The sequence below is a fragment of the Paraglaciecola sp. genome (genome assembly GCF_039964565.1).
Classification (GTDB): domain Bacteria; phylum Pseudomonadota; class Gammaproteobacteria; order Enterobacterales; family Alteromonadaceae; genus Paraglaciecola.
This window is the reverse complement of the sequence record NZ_JBDVXF010000044.1, coordinates 125294-147848: the sequence shown is the minus strand read 5'-3', so window position 1 is coordinate 147848 and position 22555 is coordinate 125294. Positions and strand designations below refer to the sequence as shown.

Sequence of the window (22555 nt, the reverse complement as noted above, 5' to 3'; positions counted from 1 at the left end):
GTCAATTCGTATAAAATGCTATCCAGATTAATGCCAAGCCAACATTCAATACATAAAATTTAAGAATGTTTTCATAGTGCATTTTCAAAATAGGCCATTATTTCTGCCTGAGTCAACTCTTTGGTCTTATTCGAGAAACAGTAATAATCAGGACGTTGATCACTAAAATATTGCATTTCCATTTTCAAACCTTGTAGATTATTAAATATGCCTACAGGCATATTGTAATCACCACTTTTCTTGAATTTAAAGAATAAATGGGTACCGCACTCGGTGCAAAATCCGCGAGAAGCCCAGGGTGATGACTCATACATCTTGACTTTTTCAGCACCTTCAACTTCCACGTTTGTACCACATTGCACAGCAAAAAATGGTGCGCCGCCCCACCCGCGACATGCATCGCAATGACACACTGTAAATTTCGGATTAATTTCATTTGCAGTAATTTTCACTGCACCACAAAGACACTTGGCTATAGAACTTAACATATGAAAACTTTCCTTAGATATAGCGAAAAAGGATCCCACAGGCTGTGCATACTGCATTTAAGACACACAGTTACAGAGTTGTCGTATTTTCGACAACTCTGATTCAGTAAGATCCGTTAGTTAGTTTGCAGTTAGCTGTCTGCCACGATACAAAACGCATTAAGCTTATTGCCGTCTAAATCTCGAAAATATCCAGCATAAAACCCCGAAGATGCGCCTTCGGGCCGAAATCCAGGCTTACCTTCACAACTACCGCCTAATTCCAGTGCCTTATTATAGAAAGCATCAACTTGTTCGGCGCTGTCTAACGCTACAGCAACCATAGTACCGTTACCTACAGAAGCCGGTTCTTTGTTAAACGGCACAGAAACCGCAATTGAAGCTTCTCCTGGGGCTTTGGCCCATGCAATAAAATAATCGGGCTCTTCCATAAATCGCCCAGCGCCTATTGTGCCCAGTAAGGCATCATAGAATGCGCTTGATTTCGCCAAATCTGCTGTACCTAAGGTTACATATCCAATCATGATTATCTCCAATGAGTTGTTGTTTAGTGCAGATAAATATTACCCTTTAGCTACTGACAGTCTTTGTCAGTAGTGTTTCAATAAGCTTAAGTATTCATATTAATCATGACTCAGGGTATGTATGCAAAAAGCTGAACGACTTAATAACATAGTTCATCATTTACGAAGAATGCACCAAGCAGTTACCGCCTCAGTGTTAGCAGAAGTATTTGAAGTATCCTTGAGAACTATCTATCGTGATATTCAATGTTTAATGGACTCAGGTGTACCTATTAGTGGTGAGGCGGGCGTTGGCTATGTCATAGATAAACGCTATCACCTGCCACCTATTATGTTTGACGCCGATGAATTAGAAGCCATAGCGTTAGGTATTGGTATGGTAGGGAACTGGACTGATGAACAATTCGCTGTCAAAGCACAAAGTGCTTTTAGGAAAATCCAAGCGACCTTACCCGCTCCGTTGATACAAGAATTACATCAAATCAGTACGTTTTCGGCGCCTAGTCATTACAAAATTCCTTGGGAAGTGAGCTTTACCCAAGTAAGGGAGTGTATTCGTCGCAAAAACAAGGTGCAGTTCAGTTATCTAGATTTGCAAGACCAAACCACCCAACGAACCATTTGGCCCTTGGCTTTGATTTCATTTAGTCCAGTTTGGCTGCTGACTGGCTGGTGTGAATTACGCCAATCTTTTCGTAATTTTCGTCTTGATCGAATAACTGAATTCGACATTTTAAAAACTCGCTATCCAAACGACAAAAATAGAAACCTAGCGACTTGTTTAGCGCAAATTAAACATGATTAACCAACTTCCCAGCTGAAGTGTCGTAGTCAGCTCACTCGCCAATATTAGGAAATGACTCGGTCAGCGACTATCAAACTACTGACCTATTACGTTCACCAACTGACGCAAACAGATGCTTTGAGCCTAAACTCTATCAAAGCGCCATCAGTTCAGTACCGGCCGTGTTCAATATTTTCCCTCTTGTAGTTTTACCCAAAATGTTTACACTTCTCGATACTTGTCGGAGTGCCCTCGAGGCTGAGACCGTTATTTTACGGGATCCGTTGAACCTGATCAGGCTAACACCTGCGTAGGAAACAAAGTAACTCATTGTTTTGTATTTAGCTTTATTGGTTATTTATCAAAATTGTATGTCTCTAGATAAATTTTCTATCTAGAGAGCATTTAATGAGTTGCGCAACACTTCTGACAAGCAAATATCCTCTTAACTAACGAGATTTTGCTATGTCTACTCAATTAACTCGCCGTCAACGTCGAGAACAAGCCCAAGCATTTATTGCTAATTTACAACACCAATCTTACCCCAATTCATCGCGTATTTATCTGCATAACTCGGAAGGTGATGTACGTGTTGGTATGCGAGAAATATCTTTAGGAGACTCCGTCATCGGCGGCACTAAAGAAAACCCTAAATTTGCTAAGAATGAAGCAATTCCCGTTTATGACACTTCTGGGCCCTATACCGATCCTAACATCACTATTGATGTAAATAAGGGTTTACCCAAATTACGCAACGCGTGGATAGATGAACGACAGGATTGCCAAACCTTAACAGCCTCAAGTGCCAAATACACCCAACAACGTTTATCCGACGAGACTCTAGATGACCTGCGTTTTGAACACCGGCCTTTGCCTAAAATAGCTAAACAAGGGCAGTGCGTCAGCCAAATGCATTATGCCCGTCGCGGTATTGTCACTAAAGAAATGGAATATATTGCCATTCGCGAAAACATGGGTCGCCAACGTATAACCGATCAGGTATTGCTGCAGCAGCACGCCGGAGAATCATTTGGCGCTAACCTGCCAGAACAAATTACCCCAGAGTTTGTGCGTCAAGAAGTGGCTCAAGGCCGAGCGATTATTCCAGCGAATATCAATCACCCGGAAAGCGAACCTATGATCATTGGGCGTAATTTTTTAGTTAAAATTAACGCTAATATCGGTAATTCTGCGGTGACTTCGTCTATCGAAGAAGAAGTAGAGAAACTCTTATGGTCAACACGCTGGGGTGCAGACACCATAATGGATTTGTCTACTGGGCGTAACATTCACGAAACCCGTGAATGGATCATCCGAAATTCCCCAGTGCCTATTGGCACAGTACCCATTTACCAAGCACTGGAAAAGGTCAACGGCATAGCTGAAGATCTCAACTGGCAAGTGTTCTACGACACTTTAGTCGAACAGGCAGAGCAAGGCGTGGATTACTTCACTATTCATGCAGGTGTATTGCTACGTTATGTGCCCATGACAGCCAAACGTGTTACAGGCATTGTGTCTCGTGGTGGCTCTATTATGGCTAAGTGGTGTTTATCTCACCATCAAGAAAGTTTTTTGTACCTGCGCTTTAGAGAAATCTGCCAACTATGCGCCCGTTACGATATCAGCCTTAGTTTGGGTGACGGTTTACGCCCTGGTTCCATTGCAGATGCCAATGACGAGGCACAATTTGCCGAATTACACACCTTAGGAGAGCTAACTAAAATCGCATGGGAATATGACGTGCAGGTGATGATAGAAGGGCCAGGGCATGTGCCAATGCATATGATCAAAAAGAACATGACCGAAGAATTAGAACACTGCCACGAAGCGCCATTTTATACTTTAGGACCACTGACCACTGATATTGCTCCCGGTTATGATCATTTTACTTCAGGCATTGGCGCAGCCATGATTGGTTGGTTTGGTTGTGCCATGTTGTGTTATGTCACCCCCAAAGAACACTTAGGCCTACCTGAAAAAGAAGACGTAAAACAAGGGTTAATCACCTACAAAATTGCCGCCCACGCCGCCGACTTAGCCAAAGGTCATCCCGGCGCGCAGATTAGAGACAACGCGTTATCAAAGGCCCGCTTTGAATTTCGCTGGGAAGACCAATTTAATTTGTCTCTTGATCCTGAAACCGCTCGAGACTATCACGATCAAACCATTCCTCAAGAATCTGGCAAAGTGGCACATTTCTGCTCTATGTGTGGTCCTAAATTCTGCTCTATGAAAATCACGGAAGAAGTCAGAGCTTATGCAGCCAACTTAGAGAACCAAGAAAAAATCGCAATAAAAATGGTGGATATGCAAGGCAATACCCAAGCAATTCACACCAGTCAAAGTGAGATTGAAAAAGGCATGAAAAACATGTCGCAAGTATTTAAAGACAAAGGTGGTGAATTATATCACCGTGCTGACCAAGTGCTTGAAAAGGAAAAAAGCTAATGGGCTCGCCCATTAATCAATCTGCATCAAAGAGTCACCTAAGCGATACCCACAATAAACATACGCCACCGTCCGTGATGTGGACGGTGGCGGGCAGTGACAGCTCTGGTGGCGCGGGCATACAGGCAGATATTAAAACAGCCCATGATTTTTCAGTACATACAGCTACAGTGATCACTGCTGTCACGGCACAAAATAGTCAAGGGGTGGATCACCTTGAAGTGGTATCTGAACAAAGTTTTACTCAGCAACTTGCCAGTCTGCTAGAAGATATACCGCCTGCAGTCATAAAGATCGGTTTACTCGCATCTGTTACGCAAGTTAACGCTTTGGCCAACTTAATATTGAGCTTTACTGATAACACCTCTGCTACACATTCCTGCCCTTTTATCGTTTTAGATCCTGTTCAAGTGGCTTCGACCGGCGAGGAAATGGCTGGGCAAGAGGTAACTAAAGCAATCAGAAATACGCTTTTACCTGTAGTGGATTTACTGACCCCAAATCTAGTGGAATTAGCTAGTTTATCTAACAATGCATGTGCTGATATAGATGCACAAAAGGCGGCGGCAGAAAACTTGATGAGCCGTGGCTGTAAAGGTGTGTTGATCAAAGGTGGCCACGCTAGTGGCGAGTACTCAATCGACAGATATTACGGCGCCGAACACACATTTAGTATGAGTTCCAAACGCCAAAGTACCGAGCATACACATGGTACGGGCTGCACTCTGTCATCTGCAATTAGCGCAGCAATCGCCAAGGGGTATCTATTAAACGACGCCCTCGTTCTAGCGAAAGCCTATATCAATCAAGGTATTAGGCTAGCTTATCCATTAGGTCGAGGCACTGGCCCTTTAGCACATGCTGGGTGGCCGCAGCACATAACTGATTTTCCTTATGTCGGTACTGTCAGCAAATCAATACCTACACAACAGCTAGCAGCATTTTTACCCTGCAACAAGCAGTGGTTGGGTTTATACCCTGTGGTGCCAAATGTGAAATGGTTAACCCGGTTATTACAAGCGGGTGTCAAAACAATACAACTACGTATTAAAGACCCTGCAGCTACAGACCTAGAAACTCAAATTAGTGAAGCAATCGCGTTGGGGCGCTGTTATAAAGCCCAAGTGTTTATCAATGATTACTGGCAGCTAGCAATTAAACACCAAGCCTATGGTGTACATTTAGGCCAAGAAGATCTGCTTTTAGCCGACTTGCAAAGCGTAAAAACAGCGGGGTTACGTTTGGGTATTTCTACTCACGGTTATCATGAATTACTTATAGCCAAACAGCTCAAACCTTCATACATCGCCCTTGGACATATCTTCCCAACCCAAACCAAAGAGATGCCATCCAATCCACAAGGTTTAGATAACCTAAAGCGCTATGTGGGGTTATGTGAAGACATACCGACAGTGGCTATTGGGGGTATTTCAGAACAAAGAGTAGCAGCGGTACAACAAACGTCAGTTGATGGAATTGCCATGGTGTCTGCAATTTTACAAGCACCCAATTGGCAATCGGTCACCCACACATTACTCAAAAAATTAGTGGCGACTGCTGATGACTCTATTGGGGAGATGCAGCCATGAACCACGTACTTTCCCAGCCAGAGCAGTTACGTTATGCACGGCAAATGTTACTGCCCGAATTAGGCGAAAAAGGTCAGTTACGTCTAAGACAGGCACATGTGTTAATTATTGGTATGGGCGGATTAGGTTGTCCTGCTGCTATGTATCTGGCTGCTGCGGGCATTGGCACTTTAGTCGTTGCCGATTTTGATTCGGTTGAACGCAGTAATCTACACCGGCAAATTCTATATCAAGAACACCAGATTGGCCGTAATAAAGCACAACAAGGCGCTATTAACTTACATGCCATGGCTCCAGGTGTGAATTATCAAGTGGTGAGGGAGAAGGTCACGGCTGATAATGTTTTTAGTTTGGTTAGTGATGTTGATTTAGTACTGGATTGTACTGACAACATCCATACTCGTTTATTGATAAATCAGGCTTGTGTGAACTTACAACGCCCACTTATTAGTGGTGCAGCAATTGGTTTTAAAGGCCAGTTGCTGACTCTGCCAATGACCAAAAACTCTCCTTGTTATCAATGTATCTACCATTCAACACCTGACGACCAAAGCAGCTGTCTACAAGACGGTGTGATGGGTCCATTAGTTGGGATCATTGGCAGTATGCAGGCTTTACAAGGGATTAAATATCTCAGTCAAATAGGCTCAACAGGCCAAGCAGCTAGGTTACAACTATTCAACGCCATAGACATGCACTGGCAAAATTTGGCAATAGAAGTTGACCCGAGTTGTGCGGTTTGTTCAAACAAAGATTCAAGGAGCAAAGATGCACATTAAATTAAATAATAAATCAATCCAGGTCGACCTAACATGCACATTGCAAGCTTTGTTAGACAGCTATCAAACGTCTGAAGCCGGTGTAGCCGTAGCCATTAACGACACTGTCATACCTCACTCAAGCTGGCCGTCAACAACATTAAGTGAGCATGATGAAATTACTTTATTTCAAGCTATAGCAGGAGGCTAACTTATGACCTTACATATTGCTGATAAAACATTTCATTCACGGTTATTGACCGGCACCGGTAAGTTTTCAAGTGGGGAAATCATGGCCAATACTATCAAAGCAAGTGGCAGTGAATTGGTGACTATGGCGTTAAAACGCACCGATTTACAAAAAAAAAATGATAATATCTTAGATCATCTAAAACCACTTGGGGTGCAGTTATTACCTAATACCTCTGGGGCACGCACGGCCAAAGAAGCCATATTTGCCGCACAATTAGGCCGCGAAGCCTTAGGTACCCATTGGATAAAGTTGGAAATTCACCCCGACCCTAAGTACTTAATGCCCGATCCTATTGAAACCCTATTAGCCGCCGAACAACTCTGCGCTTTAGGATTTGTGGTATTACCTTATTGCAGTGCCGATCCGGTTTTATGTAAACGTCTAGCCGAAGTGGGTTGCGCCGCAGTCATGCCGCTAGGCGCTGCTATTGGCTCTAATCAGGGCCTTACCACTCGTTCAATGTTAGAAATAATTATTGAACAAGCTGTGGTGCCGGTGATCATTGATGCCGGCATTGGTGCGCCGTCTGATGCTACATTAGCCATGGAAATGGGCGCCGATGCTGTATTAGTAAACACAGCCATGGCCGTATCACCCGACCCAGTCGCTATGGGTAGTGCCTTTAAATTAGCGGTGCAAGCAGGGCATAACGCTTACCAAGCGGGCTTGGGTGTTAAATGCTCAGGCGCTAATGCCACCAGCTCACTAACAGGTTTTCTCAACGAAATGAGTCATTAAGCTATGGAATACCTACAAAGCAGTTTTTATCAGCAATGGCAGGCGTTTGACGACAACCAATTACAAACACATCTCACTCAAGCCAACGCATCAGACGTGACCCGAGTACTCGCTCAATCGAATATTGAGGTAGCAGATATGGCCATTTTGTTATCTAAAGCAGCTCAACCTTTTTTAGAACAAATGGCGCAACGCTCACAAGCACTAACTCGCCAGCGGTTTGGCCATACTTTAGGATTTTTTATTCCTTTGTATTTATCAAATTTATGCGCTAACGACTGCTCTTATTGCGGTTTTTCAATGAGCAATAAACTCAAGCGTACGACTTTAACACCCCAACAAGTCGAAGCCGAATGCCAAGCCATAAAGGCATTAGGTTTTGACAATATTCTATTAGTCACAGGCGAACACGAAACCAAGGTCGGTATGGCTTATTTCGCACAAGTACTACCTATCATCAAACGTTACTTTAGCTATGTAATGTTAGAAGTACAGCCACTCTCGAGCGAGCAATACCGTGCAGTACGACAGCTAGGTGTAGATGCCGTATTAGTGTACCAAGAATGCTATCAGCAAGATGTGTATGCAAAACATCACCTCAAAGGCAACAAAACGGATTTTCGTTGGCGCTTAGAAACGCCCGACAGGTTAGGCCAATCCGGCATGGACAAGATCGGATTAGGCTGCTTATTAGGCTTAACCGACTGGCGCCTAGACTGCTTAAAACTTGCAAGGCATCTAGATTACCTGCAAAAACGTTATTGGCGAACGCGCTATTCAGTGGCGTTTCCACGTCTTCGCCCTTGTATGGGCGGAATTGAACCGCAACACCTGCCAAGCAACGCCCAGTTAGTTCAGCTCATTTGCGCCTTTAGGTTACTTAATCCTCAATTAGACATAGTGATGTCCACCAGAGAATCAGCCACCCTACGAGATAATATTCTGAAGCTGGGCATAACCCAAATAAGCGCAGGATCTAAAACTCAACCAGGAGGCTATGCTGACCAAACTAAAATTCTGAGTCAGTTTGATATTGACGACGAACGCAGCCCCAAACAAATGGCAAAAGCAGTGTCTGCAGCTGGATTGGAAGTTGTCTGGAAAGATTGGGATGCCAGTTATTCTGCTGGGTAGAAATGGGGCTTTTAAGTCTTCAACGGCTCCCTTTAGGAAACCTTAGATGTGGCTGAAAAAACCCTTATCAAAATCAGCGCTACCGAAGATGCCTACATAGCCATACAACACTTCTAAGGAAAGTAAAACACCTGTGTTATGAATAGCTTCCTTATTCTCTTAACACCCAAGGAAAGCTACAAGGCCATCAACATCATAGTCTCCAAATGTGTAGTTTGTGGAAACATATCCATCATAGCTGCGCGCTTTACCTTGTAGCCTTTAGCGACTAAATACTCCGCATCTCGGGCCAATGTGGCGGCATCACATGACACATATAAAATCTGTTTAGGTCTGAGTTTAACTAAGGTCTGTAAAAACTCAAAAGCCCCGGCTCTTGGAGGGTCGAGTAGCACTTTTGTGACCCCGATAGAGGTAATAGTTTTAGGAGCGGGTTTGGTTAAATCGGCAGCGATAAATGACAGGTTATCTAACTCATTTTTTTTAGCATTAGCTTGACCCGCAGCCACCATACTAGGTTGCACTTCTACCCCAACCACTTGTTTAGCCCGCTTTGCTAAGGGCAGTGAAAAATTGCCCACACCACAAAATAAATCTAACACCACATCTTCTTGATTCGGAGTGAGCCAATCCATAGCTTGTGCCACCATTTTTTCATTCATGGTAGCATTCACTTGAATAAAATCTTGTGGATAATAGCTCAGGTTAAAACCATCGAGTTGATAGTGACGCATGGCTTCAGGAGGAACTTTGGCTCGCTGCTCATCTGGCGTTTGCCAGTATAAATCAACTTGTTGTTGTTCTGACCACTGTTGCCATTTATGGTATTCGGCGCTGCTAACAGTAGCAGTTAAACGCAGCAAGACAGATAAACCTTTTGTGTCTTCTAATAATTCTATATGACCAATTTTCGCGGCAACAGAGTCTTTCTTTAATTCTGTCTTTAACTGCCTAAAAATGCCTTGTAGCGGCGGCGTTAATACTAAACAGTTTTCAATTGAAACAATGCTTTGTGATGATTTAGCACGAAAACCTAAGTGTAATTGTTGATCTTTAACTCGTACCGATAGACGAGCTCGTCGGCGATACCCAAAAGGCGAGTCGGTTAACTCTGTCAACCTCTGGTCTGGACAAACTTTACGTAATTGCCCTTGCAACCAATGCATTTTTTCGGCTCGCTGCTGTTCTATTGTAAGATGCTGAAAACTGCAACCACCACAGAGCTCATAGTGAGGACACTCGGGCGCGACCCGATGCACGCTTTTTTGCTGAATATCAAGCAGTTTAGCCTCGTCATAACGACGGTTTGATTTAATCACCTGTGCTGAAACGGTTTCACTGGGTAACGCCCCGGCTATAAAAGTGACTTTACCTTGGGAGCGCGCCACGCCTTTTGCTTCATGAGTCAGGCCATCAACAGTAAAATGCTGCACAGGACCTAGGGCTTAGGACGACTTTTTACGGCCTCGCTTGTTGTTAGCCGTGTTTTTATTTGGCGATTGCGAAAAAATTGAAGGAGCGCGTTTTTTCAATAGAATGACTTTTTAAATACTAGGTAATGACCTGCATTATACCAGCACATTTACTTTTACCCTTTGAATCAAATAAAAAATATAAAAGCCCTTTGATGACTCACCCTAATACTCGACCTCAACAGAGTAGCAGTTGCGAGTAGATAGTCGCTAGAACAAGATAAGAGCAGGAGATAGTAGCGAGTTTCTAGCTGCGAGATACGAGCAAAAGCCAGACAACGGCAGATAAAAATCACTGTAAAAACACTGTCCAAACGTCAATCAACAACCAAAACACGCACATTGATTTTATATCAGTTAGTTACAATAAATGTTTTGGTGGTTTTGTTTGTATCATAATTAGCCATTCGCCTTCTTAGTAAATCTTTAATACCATTTGTAGGTGCTAGTTGGATAGCTTGTTCGGCATTTTGTTTGGCAGATTTATATTGCTTATCGCGGTATTGTAAATCTGCCAGTACAGCATACCAATGATAAGATCGCGTTAACCATGTAGGAATATCTGCTCGTTGCAAAACTTCCAATCCTTGTTTGGCATTTTTCCATTCAGCCATTGCTAGTGCTCGATTTAAAATATGTAACGCTGAAGGGGCCACATTTTCTAATAATTCATATGAGCCAACTATTTTGTCCCAACGAGTATCTTGGTAGCTTACGGCCATACAATGCTCTGCAGCTATATTGGCTTCAATATGATAACGGGAAATAGTATCTCCTTGGCCAGATTGCATCAGGTGTTCCATAGCTTGTGTTATTTTTTGTTGGTCCCACATCGACCTATCTTGTTGTGCTAATAACACCAAACCAGCTTGGTCTTCGCGTGTATCAAGTCGAGCAATATTAAGATACATAAGAGCAAGTAATGCATGACTCTCTGGTACGTTGCATATTGGATTTTGTACTAACAATAATGTTAACCGCGAGGCCTCTTCACACAGATCGTTGCGGATCAGCACATCCGGATGTGAAGACAAATACCCTTCAGTAAACACTAAGTATAAAACCCGGTGAACTGCTGAAATTCTCTGTGTAATTAGAGATTGATTGATCTCGTCTATATTAAATTTTTGTTTTATCAACACACTTTTGGCTCGAATAAAACGCTTATAAACATTGGCCTCAGAGACGAATAACCGTGCGGCAATTTCAGAAACACTAAATCCACAAAGACTTTTTAAGGTGAAGACTAATTGCGACTCAATTGGTATATGATCGTCACAGGCCAAAAAAAGCATACGCAGCAATGCATCTGATAACTCCCTTGATAGGCTTGCTTCTAAATCCCCGCTGAATTCGATATTTTGCTGATCATATTCATTATTCAATATCACCTTATGTCGCACTGTTTTTCTAAATTCAGACAATAAATGTCTGTGTGCAACTTGATATAACCACGCGGCCTGGTTACTAGGCTTCTTGTCTAATGCCCAATGTGTTAGAGCCTGTGTCATAGACCATTGCACCGCATCTTCGATCATTTCAATGTATTGTATACCTACACGACGAGCTAATGTCGCCACAAGTGAACCATACTCATGGCGAAAAACATGCTCTATATGATCTTGTTGTTCCTTGTTACTCAAGGTGTAGAAATTTCTCGGATTTCTAAACTGGTGCGGGGGTTCTCGACCATGGGACTTTGTTGAATCACTTTTACCACCTCATCTAAGCTTTCACCTGAAAGAAGCATATAACCGCCTACTACTTCTTTTAATTCAATAAAGGGGCCATCTTTGACACTATCATTTGTTACTACTGCAGCGGCGCCTGATAATGCACCTCCCATGTCTAAAATATTTTTTGCAAATTTACTTTGCCACGCTTGGTATTTAGCATACATAGTTTCCATGTCTGAAGGTGATGGTTTTTCGCAAGCCCCTGACTCACTTCGTAGAATACACATGAATTTTTTGTTACTCATTTATTGCTCCTTGATTTTTATATTTTCAGCAGGTTAATCACTACTGACATAATAAAGATGCATCAACTAGCACTAATTAGACACTTTATCGCAATATAAATATATCGCTGTCAACAGAGCCGATAAATTATCTAAAACAGAGTCTTAGTTAACTTAAGTTTCTTTTAAGTATTTATTGAACAGCCAAGGATTTTTTCGAGAACAAATCAGCACGATTTTTTAAGTTTATAGAACATCGGAAAGCCGCAATGCATTTAACAATTAAACAAAGCTTGAATGGCTGGTTCATCGGCTCGTTTTTGTAAACAACACAAACCCAACTGATAAGGTTCGATATCATCTAAGGCAATACGATTCACTTTTTGACCTATGGTGGAATAGTCCAACACAATCTGCGGCACTATAGCCAAACCACAACCTAAGGCGACCATACTTACTATCGCTTCATTCCCAGCCACTTTGGCATAAATGCGTGGCCTTATGCCTTGTTCGGCAAACCAATGATGCACAATACGTTTTGATGGACCAGAATCAGGTAAAATGAATGAGTGCTGACGCCAGTCCACTTGGTCTAATCGATTTATCAAAGTGTCTTTAGGAGCAATAAGTAACAAAGGCACTTCACCTAGTGATAAGAATTTTAACTCCGCAGGAAAGTCAGGGGTGTGAATTGCGATGGCCGCATCGACTTCCTGCTGCATCACTTTGCTTACAGATAGCGCTGGGTCACCGGTACTTAGTTTAATTTCTACTTGCGGATATTTGTGACGAAAATGATCCAAAAGGCTAGGCAAGTGACTTTGACTGGCAGTCACCGAACAAAATAAACTCAATTCCCCCTGAAGTTGCTGATGTTCTTGTTGTAACTCCCATTTTACTTTTTTCCACTCAGTTAAGATTTGCTGAGAGAAACTCAGCAGTTTTAAACCGGCCGCCGTGAGTTTAACCTTACGATTGTCCCGTGCAAACAAAGTAGTACCGCATTCCTCTTCAAGTCTTTGAATAGCGCGACTCAAAGTAGAAGGGCTAACAAACATTGATTCCGCAGTTTTACTGAAATGTAAACTGCTCGCTAAATGTTGAAACAACTCTAAGCTACGTATATCCATCTAATCGACCCAATTCGGTTTTATTGCATATATCGCAACATTATATTGCAAATATATCATTTTAAACAACACTGATTTAGATCTATTATCAAATCATCGCAAGCGACCCAATAGCTTGCAGTTAATTAGATTAGGAAAATTAAACATGGCAAATTATTTCAATACATTATCTTTACGTCAGCAGTTAGACCAAATTGGTCGTTGTCGTTTTATGCAACGTTCAGAGTTTTCAACAGGCTGTGATTTTCTTAAGGGCAAAAAAATTGTCATTGTAGGTTGTGGTGCACAAGGTTTAAACCAAGGTTTGAACATGCGGGACTCTGGTTTAGATATCTCTTACACATTGCGCCAAGCGGCGATCGATGAAAAACGCGATTCTTTCCAACGTGCAAGTGGTAACGGTTTTACTGTTGGCACTTATCAAGAATTGATACCTACTGCAGACATTGTTTATAACTTAACTCCAGATAAACAACATTCAAGTGTAGTAGAAGCGGTCATGCCTCTGATGAAAAAAGGCGCCACTTTAGGCTATTCACATGGTTTCAATATTGTAGAAGAAGGCCAGCAAATTCGCGAAGACCTTACCGTTGTAATGTGTGCACCTAAGTGCCCAGGCACCGAAGTGCGTGAAGAATACAAACGCGGATTCGGCGTTCCTACTTTGATTGCTGTGCATCCAGAAAACGACCCTCAAGGCCAAGGCTGGGATATTGCTAAGGCATTAGCCTCTGCAACAGGTGGCGACCGCGCAGGTGTGCTTGAATCTTCTTTTGTAGCGGAAGTAAAGTCTGACCTTATGGGTGAACAAACTATCCTATGTGGTATGCAACAAGTAGCGGCAGTTTTAGGTTATGAAAAAATGGTCGCAGATGGCATCGATCCTGGCTATGCAGGAAAATTAATCCAAGACGGTTTAGAAACCATCACTGAAGCACTTAAAATTGGTGGTGTCACCAATATGATGGATAGATTATCCAATCCTGCCAAAGTCAAAGCCTTTGAATTATCTGAACAATTAACTGAATTACTTCGTCCTCTTTTTGGCAAACATCAAGACGACATCATCAGCGGAGAATTTTCTCGCACTATGATGGAAGATTGGGCCAATGGCGATGCTAACTTGCTAAAATGGCGTGAAGAAACGGGTCAAACCGGCTTCGAAAATTCACCGGCCTATGATGGCAATATCGACGAACAAGAATATTTCGACCATGGCATCTTTTTAGTCGCGATGATAAAAGCGGGTGTTGAACTTGCCTTTGACGTTATGGTGGAAGCCGGTATTTTACCAGAATCTGCGTACTACGAGTCATTACATGAAACGCCGTTAATTTCTAATACTATCGCGCGTAAACGTCTATACGAAATGAACGTAGTGATTTCGGATACAGCAGAGTACGGCAACTATTTGTTTGCCAACGCGGCTATTCCTCTTTTAGCTGAAAAACTAATGCCAAGCATTGGCACTGACCTTATTGGTAAAGCTTATACAACTGCCTCTAACAGTGTTGATAACAAGAAACTTGTTGATATCAACAAGAGCATCAGAGAACACGGTGTAGAAACCGTTGGCGCTAAGTTACGCGGTTATATGACTGATATGAAAACAATTGTTGAGTCGGCATAAGCGCCTACCCATTAACCATTTGAAACGATTTCTGTCGTAAGGTGCTTGATAAAAGCCCTCTTGCCCAGCCATTTTGGCTGGGCTTTTTTATTTGGGTATTAATATCTAGCCATTAAAAACGACACGAAAAGAAACTCTCTCACCGAGCCGATTACCATCAGCAACTACTCTCAATAAATGTTTTATGCTTAGAACTTACTTTTGGTGTACCTATTAGAAGACAAGGTAATAAGCCTTAATCAACCACCTTCGTTGCTGCGAACCTAGAAAAATCACGTAAATTACGCTTTTTTTAATAACATTCGGTAACTTCATTGTTATCTGTAGCCAAATGCAGACACTGCAACCACTGAAGCCCAAGCAAAGGCTTGGTTTTACTGCTCCTGCGCGGTTGGCCAGTTATTTGCTAAATGCTAAACAAGAGTGGCAGCATACCTCACTAGTAACACTCCGTATCTACAACGCCGACATTCAATCCAATAGACAAAAAACAGGATTAAGCATGAATAAATCAATAACACGTATTGCCAAAATGGATGATTGGTTTTTTGAAGTTAAAATGGTCAGAGCAATAAAATCAAAGAATTATGGAGACTCATACTCAGCCATTGCGCAACTGACCGCTAGTGGCGAACAGATGCATATAGACTCGCATTTATCCATTAAAGACGAAGAGCTTAGTAAGGAAGACTTCATGACAATTTATAAATTTTGTCAGTCTATGGGTATGAAAAGTATTACGTACGATAGAGTTAAGAATGGTTTTAGAACGTCAAAACAAGTCGATATTTCCGAGAACCAGCCAAACATTCGCTTAGTCAAATGATTGGGCGCTTCTAGCGATTAAAAAAGCGCTATGTATACACCAAACTTTGGTACAACCTATACACAGCGCTTAAAATCGAACACTGATTCAATACGTCACTATCCTAAGCGACGCATACTGAATAGATCATGAACAACATAAATATTTAACCAGACATCAGTTGTTTTAGGATTTAGTTGCATTCCAATACAACACAAACGACAACACACCAAACCCCAAAAAGCCTAAAGCTATTGGTGTAATGGTAGATTCAATAAAACTACCAACAAATAGTGCTGTAGGTACTGAAACTAAACTGCTTAGTGAGCCAATTATAGCTGCGCCTAGGCCTGCCATTTTTCCTAAAGGCTGCATCGCCATTGCATTAATGTTTCCGAACATAATTCCGATGCAGAAAAATGCACAAAACAGCACAGCTACAAACTGCAAAAAGGGAGGCACTCCCTGATGAACAAAACACAAAACCGTTAAGATACCCGAAAACAACAACCAACCTAACATCGCCCATGTACATAAGGTTCGCATACCTAATCGTATAACTAAGGTGCCGTTAATAAAGGAGGCAAATCCAATTGAAAAAGCCAATAAAGCAAAATACACAGGAAACAAATCACCTGTGTCGTAAACATGCTGAAATAAAGTTTGCGATGAACTGATATAAGCTAAAAAAGCGCCAAAAATGATACCCGACGAAAGGGTATAGAACATCACTAACTTATGGGTCAGAATAAATTTACTCGACTGCCATAATTGCAACCAACTAAATGGCAATCGCTTTTCTTTAGGTAATGTTTCTGGTTGTCGAATAAAAAACCATATTCCAGTTAATAAACCAAAAACTAGAAATGATGAAAAAATATACTGCCAAGAAAACCAAAATAAAATAGCTTGCCCAAAACTAGGGGCTAACATAGGAACAAGTATAAATACCATCATGATAAATGACATGACACGCGCCATGGCTTCACCTTCGTATTTATCTCTTATCACGGCTAAGGTTGCAATCCTTGGCCCTGACACACCAAAAGCTTGGATAACTCGGCCAATTAACATGAGTTCTAAGGATTCCGCATAAATGCAAACTAATGATCCAATTGCAAAAACAATCAAACCAGAGATGATTGCATAACGTCTTCCTTTGTCGTCAGATAATGGCCCGTAATAAAGTTGACCAAAGGCCATGCCGAAAAAAAATAAAGAAACGATTAAATGAGTCTGCCTGGGATCTGTAATATCTAGATCCACCCCAATTTGGGATAATGCAGGCAAAACTGCGTCGATACTCAAGGCAACTAAAGACGTCATCAATGCCATTAGCGCAACAAACTCAAACAAACCTATATCGGCCTTGATTTGATTGTTTGCTTTACTAGGATTGGAATTGCGATTGAGTGACATGTTTAAACCATTGAATTTTAGGGGTGAGGATTCTAGCACCGACCAATAATTGTGCTTAGAATTTTTAGCTAACTCTTGAAAGCGGGGCTTATATAAACAACAAATTGACTAAAGCTAAGTGCAATCTATCTTAGGTTCGCCTCCAAGGCCCAATCTCACAACCCGATTTTAAAGATGTTTGCTCAGGCACAATGAATGACCTATTGATAATTGAAAAGCAACCTACAGCTCTGTAGGTGCTGAATTGTCGGGGTTAGCTAAATCTTTCAAACGTCCATTGCGTAAACTATAAATCCAACTATGAATTCTTAGCCTTTGGCCGCGATTTTTTGCATCGCGAACAATATTCGTACGGCGAATATTTTCAGCTTGCTCCAAAACATTTAATTCACACATACGAGCCGATTTATCCTGGTCATTCAGCCCCTCTAATTCGTCGTTATATTTCACGACTAAATCTTTGATGTGTCCCAACCAATTGTCAATTAGGCCGAACTGTTGGTCGCCGAGAGCGGCTTCTACACCACCACATCCATAATGACCACATACAATAATATGTTTAACCTGAAGTACATCTACTGCATATTGTAATACCGACAAACAATTAAAGTCGGTATGCACAACAAGATTAGCTACATTTCTGTGTACAAAAATATCACCGGGTATTAAGCCTAGTAATTGATTAGCCGGCACCCGACTGTCTGAACAGCCAATCCACAAATATTCGGGTTTTTGTCGTTCTGATAAACGGTTAAAAAATTCTGGATCTGCCTCTTTTGTTGATTCAGACCAGATTTTATTATTCTCAAGTAGTTGTTTAATTTCGCTCATGAAACCTCACTTAGTTGTGGCGCAGTATAAAGTAACTATCGGCTACCACAAGTCCTACCTCAAAGTTGAATTAGTGATTAGTTAGATTCTAAAAGTCGAATTGAAATGGCCGCTGCAGACGTCCTGTTATCGACCCCAAGCTTTTTATAAATCTGCTCTAAGTGTTTATTCGCAGTGCGGGGGCTCATACTCAGTATCTGAGATATTTCCCAATTAGTTTTACCATAAGATACCCAATACAAAACTTCAGACTCACGTTTTGTGATAGACAGGTTTTGCTGCAAAACTAGCGGTGTTTTTTGTAGCTTATTTTCAACCACTTTGAGCATATGTTTGTCGTCCTGCTGGCGCTCGTACATAATTTCAAATGGGGTTTCAAAACAATTTACTTTTAGATTTTCTTTGGTGCTAGTCACTAGCCAATCTTGTATTAATTCGGCCAACGTCGCCCATGGGCTTCTATCTGTACCTGCAAAATCATCGATGATCTGATGAGCCTTAGGCGTCGCCCAAGATAAGCGTCCTTGATCACTGACACAAAACACTTTATTGCCTGCATGATCTAGCGCGTCTTGTGCACTCAGCGCTAGTTTAGCCGTTTGAATATGAGTTTTAATTCGTGCAATCACTTCATCGGGTGAAATTGGTTTAGTGACATAATCGATGCCTCCGGCTTCAAACCCTTTCACCACATCCTCTACTTCAGTCAATCCAGTCATAAATATAATAGGAGTGCTTGGCCGTTGCTGCTTTAGTTTGCGACACGTTTCAAAACCGTCCATTTCAGGCATGACCGCATCCATCAAGACGATGTCAGGCTCTATTTTTTCAGCAATAGCCAGCGCTTGTGCACCATTGAGGGCGACAAGTGCAGTAAATCCTTGATTATTGAGTGCCACATTCAACATGCCTAGGGACTCAGGAGAGTCGTCAACCACTAGCACCACATTGTTCATTTTATTATTCATCGCACAATTCTTCTAAATAGCCGATAATTTTGGGGAAATTGCACAGGGCAACGTATTCGTTTATCTGCGAGGTTACTTCCACTGGAAATTCATATAACCGGTGTAGTTCCGAAAATTTACTCTTGAAACCTGATAAATAACCAATCTCTGCCAATGAAATAAGGGTTTTGTATTGCTCCTTAGTCACTGAGGGATTGGATTGATTAGCGCTTGAAGTCTTTACAACTAAGACTTCTTCCGTCGAGGCATATTGCCATTGAATGTTAATCAACTCTCCAATTTTTCCTAAAAGAGCAATTAAATTAATAGGCTTGGCCATATAACCATTATGAAAATGCTCTTCGAGCATATGGTCGTCAATATCTCGGGCATTAGCCGAAACCATCAGAACCGGCATAACATATCCTTGATCTCTGACCTCCTTTACCATTTGCCAACCATCCATATCAGGCATTCTCACGTCTAAAATGATCAAGGAAACTTGGTTTTCAGTTAACATCTGCAACCCTTTTGCAGCATGCTCTGCTAACAATACTTCAAATCCTAGAGGCCTAAGTAAATCGGCAAGCAATTGTCGTTGCTGCGGGTCATCGTCAACCACCAATATTGTTTTTGTTTCTTCCAGATAACCAATGGCTTTAGCTTGCGTATACTCTGGTGCATTTTCGTTTTTGTTAAGTTCCACCAGCATTAATCTGAAATTAAAAGTTGAGCCTTGCCCTAGTGTACTTTTAAGGGTGATTTCGCCCCCCATCAACTCAGTTAATGAACGCGAGATGGTTAACCCCAACCCGGCGCCACCAATCGCTTGAGTGTGGGAGTTCCTAACTTGTTCAAAGGGCTTAAAAATAGACTCTCGGTCTTGTTCAGAAATACCAATTCCGGTATCGACGATACTAAAGTTGGCCACCTGATTGCGGTAACTAATTTTTAATGTCACTGAGCCCCGTTCAGTGTATTTAATAGCATTAGAAATTAGGTTGATTAATATCTGCCTAAAGCGTTGTTTATCAGTTGCAACATAGTCAGGCAGGTTGGAACAGGGCTGGTAAATAAATTCAATATTTTTCTGTGCGGCTTTCATTTGAAACATGTCAATTAACTGCTGCAGGATTGCCTTTAGGTTAACTTCGTCACGCTGCAGAGTTAACCTACCCGCTTCTATTTTTGAGATTTCCAATAACCCTTCAATTAAATCAGCCAGATGTTCACCGTTGCGTTTAACAATGGTTAAGGTCTCACGTTGCGTTTGCGAAAATGAGTCATCTTGACTAAGTAGCTGCGCGTATCCCAACATCACATTTAGCGGTGTTCTTAGTTCATGACTCAACCCAGCTAAATATCGACTTTTAGCTTCGTTTGCAGATTCTGCTTTGACTTTTGCATCTTGCAAAGCCATAGATGTTTTTTCATGAGCGCTACTTTCTTTAGACAACGCGTTAGCTAACGAACGAAGCTCCTTAAGAGCCGAGCGATTACCAATTCGCGCTAAAATAAACAACCAACTGACGATTCCAATAATGATCAACAACAAGAAAAAAATCTTGATTAAAGTGTTGGCGAATACTTGTTTAACTGCAACGTCATCTACTGGCACTTGCAGATAAATCAAAAATAGGAAACCCGCTCCAATGACACTTAAACTGAGCGTTAACCCAATAAACTGCGCCATTGGCGTAGTCATTATTCTCAGTAAATCAGTGGTCAAAAACCTTCGAAAAAAGTGTTGCGACTGGTTGGATAGTGTTCCTGCAGGTCGGCATTGGTCTCCGCAACGTACATCTAAGGAGCAACACAAAGAACAGATCGGTTTTTGATAAGCTGGGCAAAAAGCCATGTCTTCTTGGTCAAAGGTATTTTCACAAATATGACATTGAGTACTTTGAGTGATAGGCGCCTGTTGATTTTTGACCAAATAAAACTGACCTTTGGTTAAATAGCCTATCAATGGCACGGTTATAAAAGGCAAACCACATGCTATAAACGAGCCCAACGCCTTTGCGGTTTCACCATACCAACCAAAATGCGCGGTAAACCCAACAAAGGAGGCGATTAACATTGAACCAAAACCCACTGGGTTGATATCATACAAATTCGAACGTTTAAATTCGATATGACCTGGACTGATGCCTAGCGGCTTGTTAATCAACAAGTCAGCCGTTACCGAACTTAGCCATGCCAAAACAATCACTGAGTAAACCGATAGCATACTTTCGATAGTTTGGTATATGCCCAGCTCCATAAGTAGTAGTGCTATGGCAACATTAAACACCATCCACACTACTCGACCAGGGTGATTGCGGGTAACGCGGGAGAAAAAGTTAGACCAGGCTAACGAACCTGCGTAAGCGTTAGCTACATTAATTTTAAGTTGAGAAATCACCACAAACGAACAAGCGACTATTACTGCAATGGTTGGGTTGTCGAATACTAGGCTAAACGCCAGATTGTACATATTTGCGGGATCATCAGCTAAGTCTATCGGTACCCCCTGTGTTAAGGCAAAGTAGGCTAAGAATGAACCTAAGAATAATTTTAGTGCGCCAAAAATAATCCAGCCAGGCCCCGCCATTATTAACGCGGTCCACCAACGCCATAAACCTTTTTTGGGTTTTTCCGGTAGAAAGCGTAAAAAATCAACCTGCTCACCAATTTGCGCTACAAGTGACAACGACACAGCTGAAGCAGCGCCAAATAATAATAGATTAAAACCTTGTCCCTGCTCTCCGGCTAACCCTGTAAATCCCAACCATTGCTGTAAATCACTGTCAGGATGAGTAAATACAAAATACAAAGGAATGAGTTGCAGCACGATCCAAAAAGGTTGACTCCACACCTGAAAACGACTGATATACGCTATCCCATGAGTCACTAATGGCAACACCACTAAGGCGCTAACCACATATGCAATAGGTAAAGGCATGCCGAACAAAATTTGTAACGCCATAGACATAATGGCGGCTTCAAGGGCAAAAAAGATGAAAGTAAAAGAAGCATAGATCAATGAGGCAATAGTTGAACCAATGTACCCAAAACCAGCGCCACGGCTTAACAAATCGATATCTACACCATATTTTGCAGCGTAATAACTAATGGGCAGGCCGGTCAAGAACACCACAAAAATAACCGCAACAATCGCCCATGCTGAATTTACAAACCCAAAATTCAGGGTTATGGCGCCACCTATCGCCTCCAAAACCAAAAACGACACAATGCCCAATGCGGTATTGGCAATCCGTTCAGGGGACCAAATACGTGCTCTTTTAGCCGTAAAACGAAGCGCAAAGTCTTCCATCATCTCGTTTGCAACGAGCTTATTGTAAGTTCTTCGTGTAGCCAGAATTTTTTTATTGGATTGCATTCAAAAGCGCTTTCAATTTAAAACTGGTTACTGAAATAAACAGCGGACCTAGCATTCGAGTTGATTGAGTTTACACAATATTGGTGAAGACGAATATGCGTAGATTGACGTAGACGTATGTAATGTGGAGCATTTGGCTGTTGAATTCAGGTCGATAAATTACTAACTTGTTAGAGCCAAGCGTTTTTAAACCCTAGATTCAACGATTGGGTCAGCCGAAACAACAAAAGAGCAATATTCTATACTGATATTAGCTATGA

General features: G+C 41.8%; 19 protein-coding genes and 1 riboswitch. Of the genes, 9 read left to right on the top strand and 10 right to left on the bottom strand.

Annotated features, from left to right (window positions below):
* Positions 1–71: 71 nt before the first annotated feature.
* Positions 72–488 (bottom strand): GFA family protein, encoded by a 417-nt coding sequence (locus ABJK37_RS20390; protein WP_348357705.1) that lies wholly within the window; start codon positions 486–488, stop codon positions 72–74.
* A gap of 131 nt (positions 489–619) precedes the next feature.
* Positions 620–1012 (bottom strand): VOC family protein, encoded by a 393-nt coding sequence (locus ABJK37_RS20385; RefSeq protein ID WP_348357703.1) that lies wholly within the window; start codon positions 1010–1012, stop codon positions 620–622.
* A gap of 121 nt (positions 1013–1133) precedes the next feature.
* Between ABJK37_RS20385 and ABJK37_RS20380 the strand changes: the two genes are divergently transcribed.
* The 7 genes from ABJK37_RS20380 to thiH all read left to right on the top strand — a co-directional run bounded on the left by ABJK37_RS20380 (position 1134) and on the right by thiH (position 8719).
* Positions 1134–1817, top strand: coding sequence for a YafY family protein (locus ABJK37_RS20380; protein WP_348357701.1), 684 nt, complete (start codon positions 1134–1136; stop codon positions 1815–1817).
* 211 nt (positions 1818–2028) lie between these two features.
* A riboswitch (TPP riboswitch) is annotated at positions 2029–2130 on the top strand.
* A 131-nt stretch (positions 2131–2261) separates the two neighbouring features.
* Positions 2262–4247, top strand: a complete 1986-nt coding sequence (gene thiC / locus ABJK37_RS20375) for a phosphomethylpyrimidine synthase ThiC (protein WP_348357699.1) — start codon at positions 2262–2264, stop codon at positions 4245–4247.
* Positions 4247–5836 (top strand): thiamine phosphate synthase, encoded by a 1590-nt coding sequence (gene thiE, locus ABJK37_RS20370; RefSeq protein WP_348357697.1) that lies wholly within the window; start codon positions 4247–4249, stop codon positions 5834–5836. The genes thiC and thiE overlap by 1 nt, the downstream gene beginning before the upstream one ends.
* Entirely contained in the window at positions 5833–6615 is a 783-nt protein-coding gene (locus ABJK37_RS20365) for a HesA/MoeB/ThiF family protein (RefSeq protein ID WP_348357695.1), read from the top strand. The genes thiE and ABJK37_RS20365 overlap by 4 nt, the downstream gene beginning before the upstream one ends.
* Positions 6605–6805 carry a sulfur carrier protein ThiS gene (gene thiS / locus ABJK37_RS20360; RefSeq protein ID WP_348357693.1) on the top strand — a complete coding sequence of 67 codons (201 nt, stop codon included), beginning with the start codon at positions 6605–6607 and terminating at the stop codon, positions 6803–6805. The genes ABJK37_RS20365 and thiS overlap by 11 nt, the downstream gene beginning before the upstream one ends.
* A gap of 3 nt (positions 6806–6808) precedes the next feature.
* A complete protein-coding gene (locus ABJK37_RS20355) occupies positions 6809–7585 on the top strand; it encodes a thiazole synthase (protein ID WP_348357692.1) in 777 nt (258 codons plus the stop codon).
* Positions 7586–7588: 3 nt separating this feature from the next.
* Positions 7589–8719 carry a 2-iminoacetate synthase ThiH gene (thiH, locus tag ABJK37_RS20350; protein ID WP_348357690.1) on the top strand — a complete coding sequence of 377 codons (1131 nt, stop codon included), beginning with the start codon at positions 7589–7591 and terminating at the stop codon, positions 8717–8719.
* Positions 8720–8895: 176 nt separating this feature from the next.
* Here the strand turns inward: thiH and rlmD are convergent, their stop codons facing one another.
* From rlmD to ilvY, 4 genes are all read right to left on the bottom strand, one after another.
* Positions 8896–10152, bottom strand: coding sequence for a 23S rRNA (uracil(1939)-C(5))-methyltransferase RlmD (gene rlmD, locus ABJK37_RS20345; RefSeq protein WP_348357688.1), 1257 nt, complete (start codon positions 10150–10152; stop codon positions 8896–8898).
* A 392-nt stretch (positions 10153–10544) separates the two neighbouring features.
* Positions 10545–11834, bottom strand: coding sequence for a sigma-70 family RNA polymerase sigma factor (locus ABJK37_RS20340; RefSeq protein ID WP_348357686.1), 1290 nt, complete (start codon positions 11832–11834; stop codon positions 10545–10547).
* The gene (locus ABJK37_RS20335; protein ID WP_348357684.1) at positions 11831–12172 is read right to left on the bottom strand and encodes a YciI family protein; all 342 of its coding nucleotides are present in this window, start codon (positions 12170–12172) and stop codon (positions 11831–11833) included. Before ABJK37_RS20335 ends, ABJK37_RS20340 begins: the two co-directional genes overlap by 4 nt.
* Before the next feature lie 254 nt (positions 12173–12426).
* Positions 12427–13281: an HTH-type transcriptional activator IlvY gene (ilvY, locus tag ABJK37_RS20330; protein ID WP_348357682.1), complete on the bottom strand. Its 855-nt coding sequence runs from the start codon at positions 13279–13281 to the stop codon at positions 12427–12429.
* A 145-nt stretch (positions 13282–13426) separates the two neighbouring features.
* On the opposite strand from ilvY, the gene ilvC reads away from it, so the two are divergent.
* Both ilvC and ABJK37_RS20320 read left to right on the top strand, forming a co-directional pair.
* Positions 13427–14911, top strand: a complete 1485-nt coding sequence (gene ilvC, locus ABJK37_RS20325; protein WP_348357680.1) for a ketol-acid reductoisomerase — start codon at positions 13427–13429, stop codon at positions 14909–14911.
* Between the two features lie 331 nt (positions 14912–15242).
* The gene (locus ABJK37_RS20320) at positions 15243–15737 is read left to right on the top strand and encodes a hypothetical protein (RefSeq protein ID WP_348357678.1); all 495 of its coding nucleotides are present in this window, start codon (positions 15243–15245) and stop codon (positions 15735–15737) included.
* A gap of 165 nt (positions 15738–15902) precedes the next feature.
* On the opposite strand, the gene ABJK37_RS20315 is transcribed toward ABJK37_RS20320, so the two are convergent.
* From ABJK37_RS20315 to ABJK37_RS20300, 4 genes are all read right to left on the bottom strand, one after another.
* Entirely contained in the window at positions 15903–17135 is a 1233-nt protein-coding gene (locus ABJK37_RS20315; protein WP_348357676.1) for a multidrug effflux MFS transporter, read from the bottom strand.
* Between the two features lie 222 nt (positions 17136–17357).
* Positions 17358–17966 carry a carbonate dehydratase gene (gene can / locus ABJK37_RS20310; RefSeq protein ID WP_348357674.1) on the bottom strand — a complete coding sequence of 203 codons (609 nt, stop codon included), beginning with the start codon at positions 17964–17966 and terminating at the stop codon, positions 17358–17360.
* A 77-nt stretch (positions 17967–18043) separates the two neighbouring features.
* Positions 18044–18934: a DNA-binding response regulator gene (locus tag ABJK37_RS20305; RefSeq protein WP_348357672.1), complete on the bottom strand. Its 891-nt coding sequence runs from the start codon at positions 18932–18934 to the stop codon at positions 18044–18046.
* Positions 18927–22295 carry an ATP-binding protein gene (locus ABJK37_RS20300; RefSeq protein ID WP_348357670.1) on the bottom strand — a complete coding sequence of 1123 codons (3369 nt, stop codon included), beginning with the start codon at positions 22293–22295 and terminating at the stop codon, positions 18927–18929. The genes ABJK37_RS20305 and ABJK37_RS20300 overlap by 8 nt, the downstream gene beginning before the upstream one ends.
* Between the last annotated feature and the right edge of the window lie 260 nt (positions 22296–22555).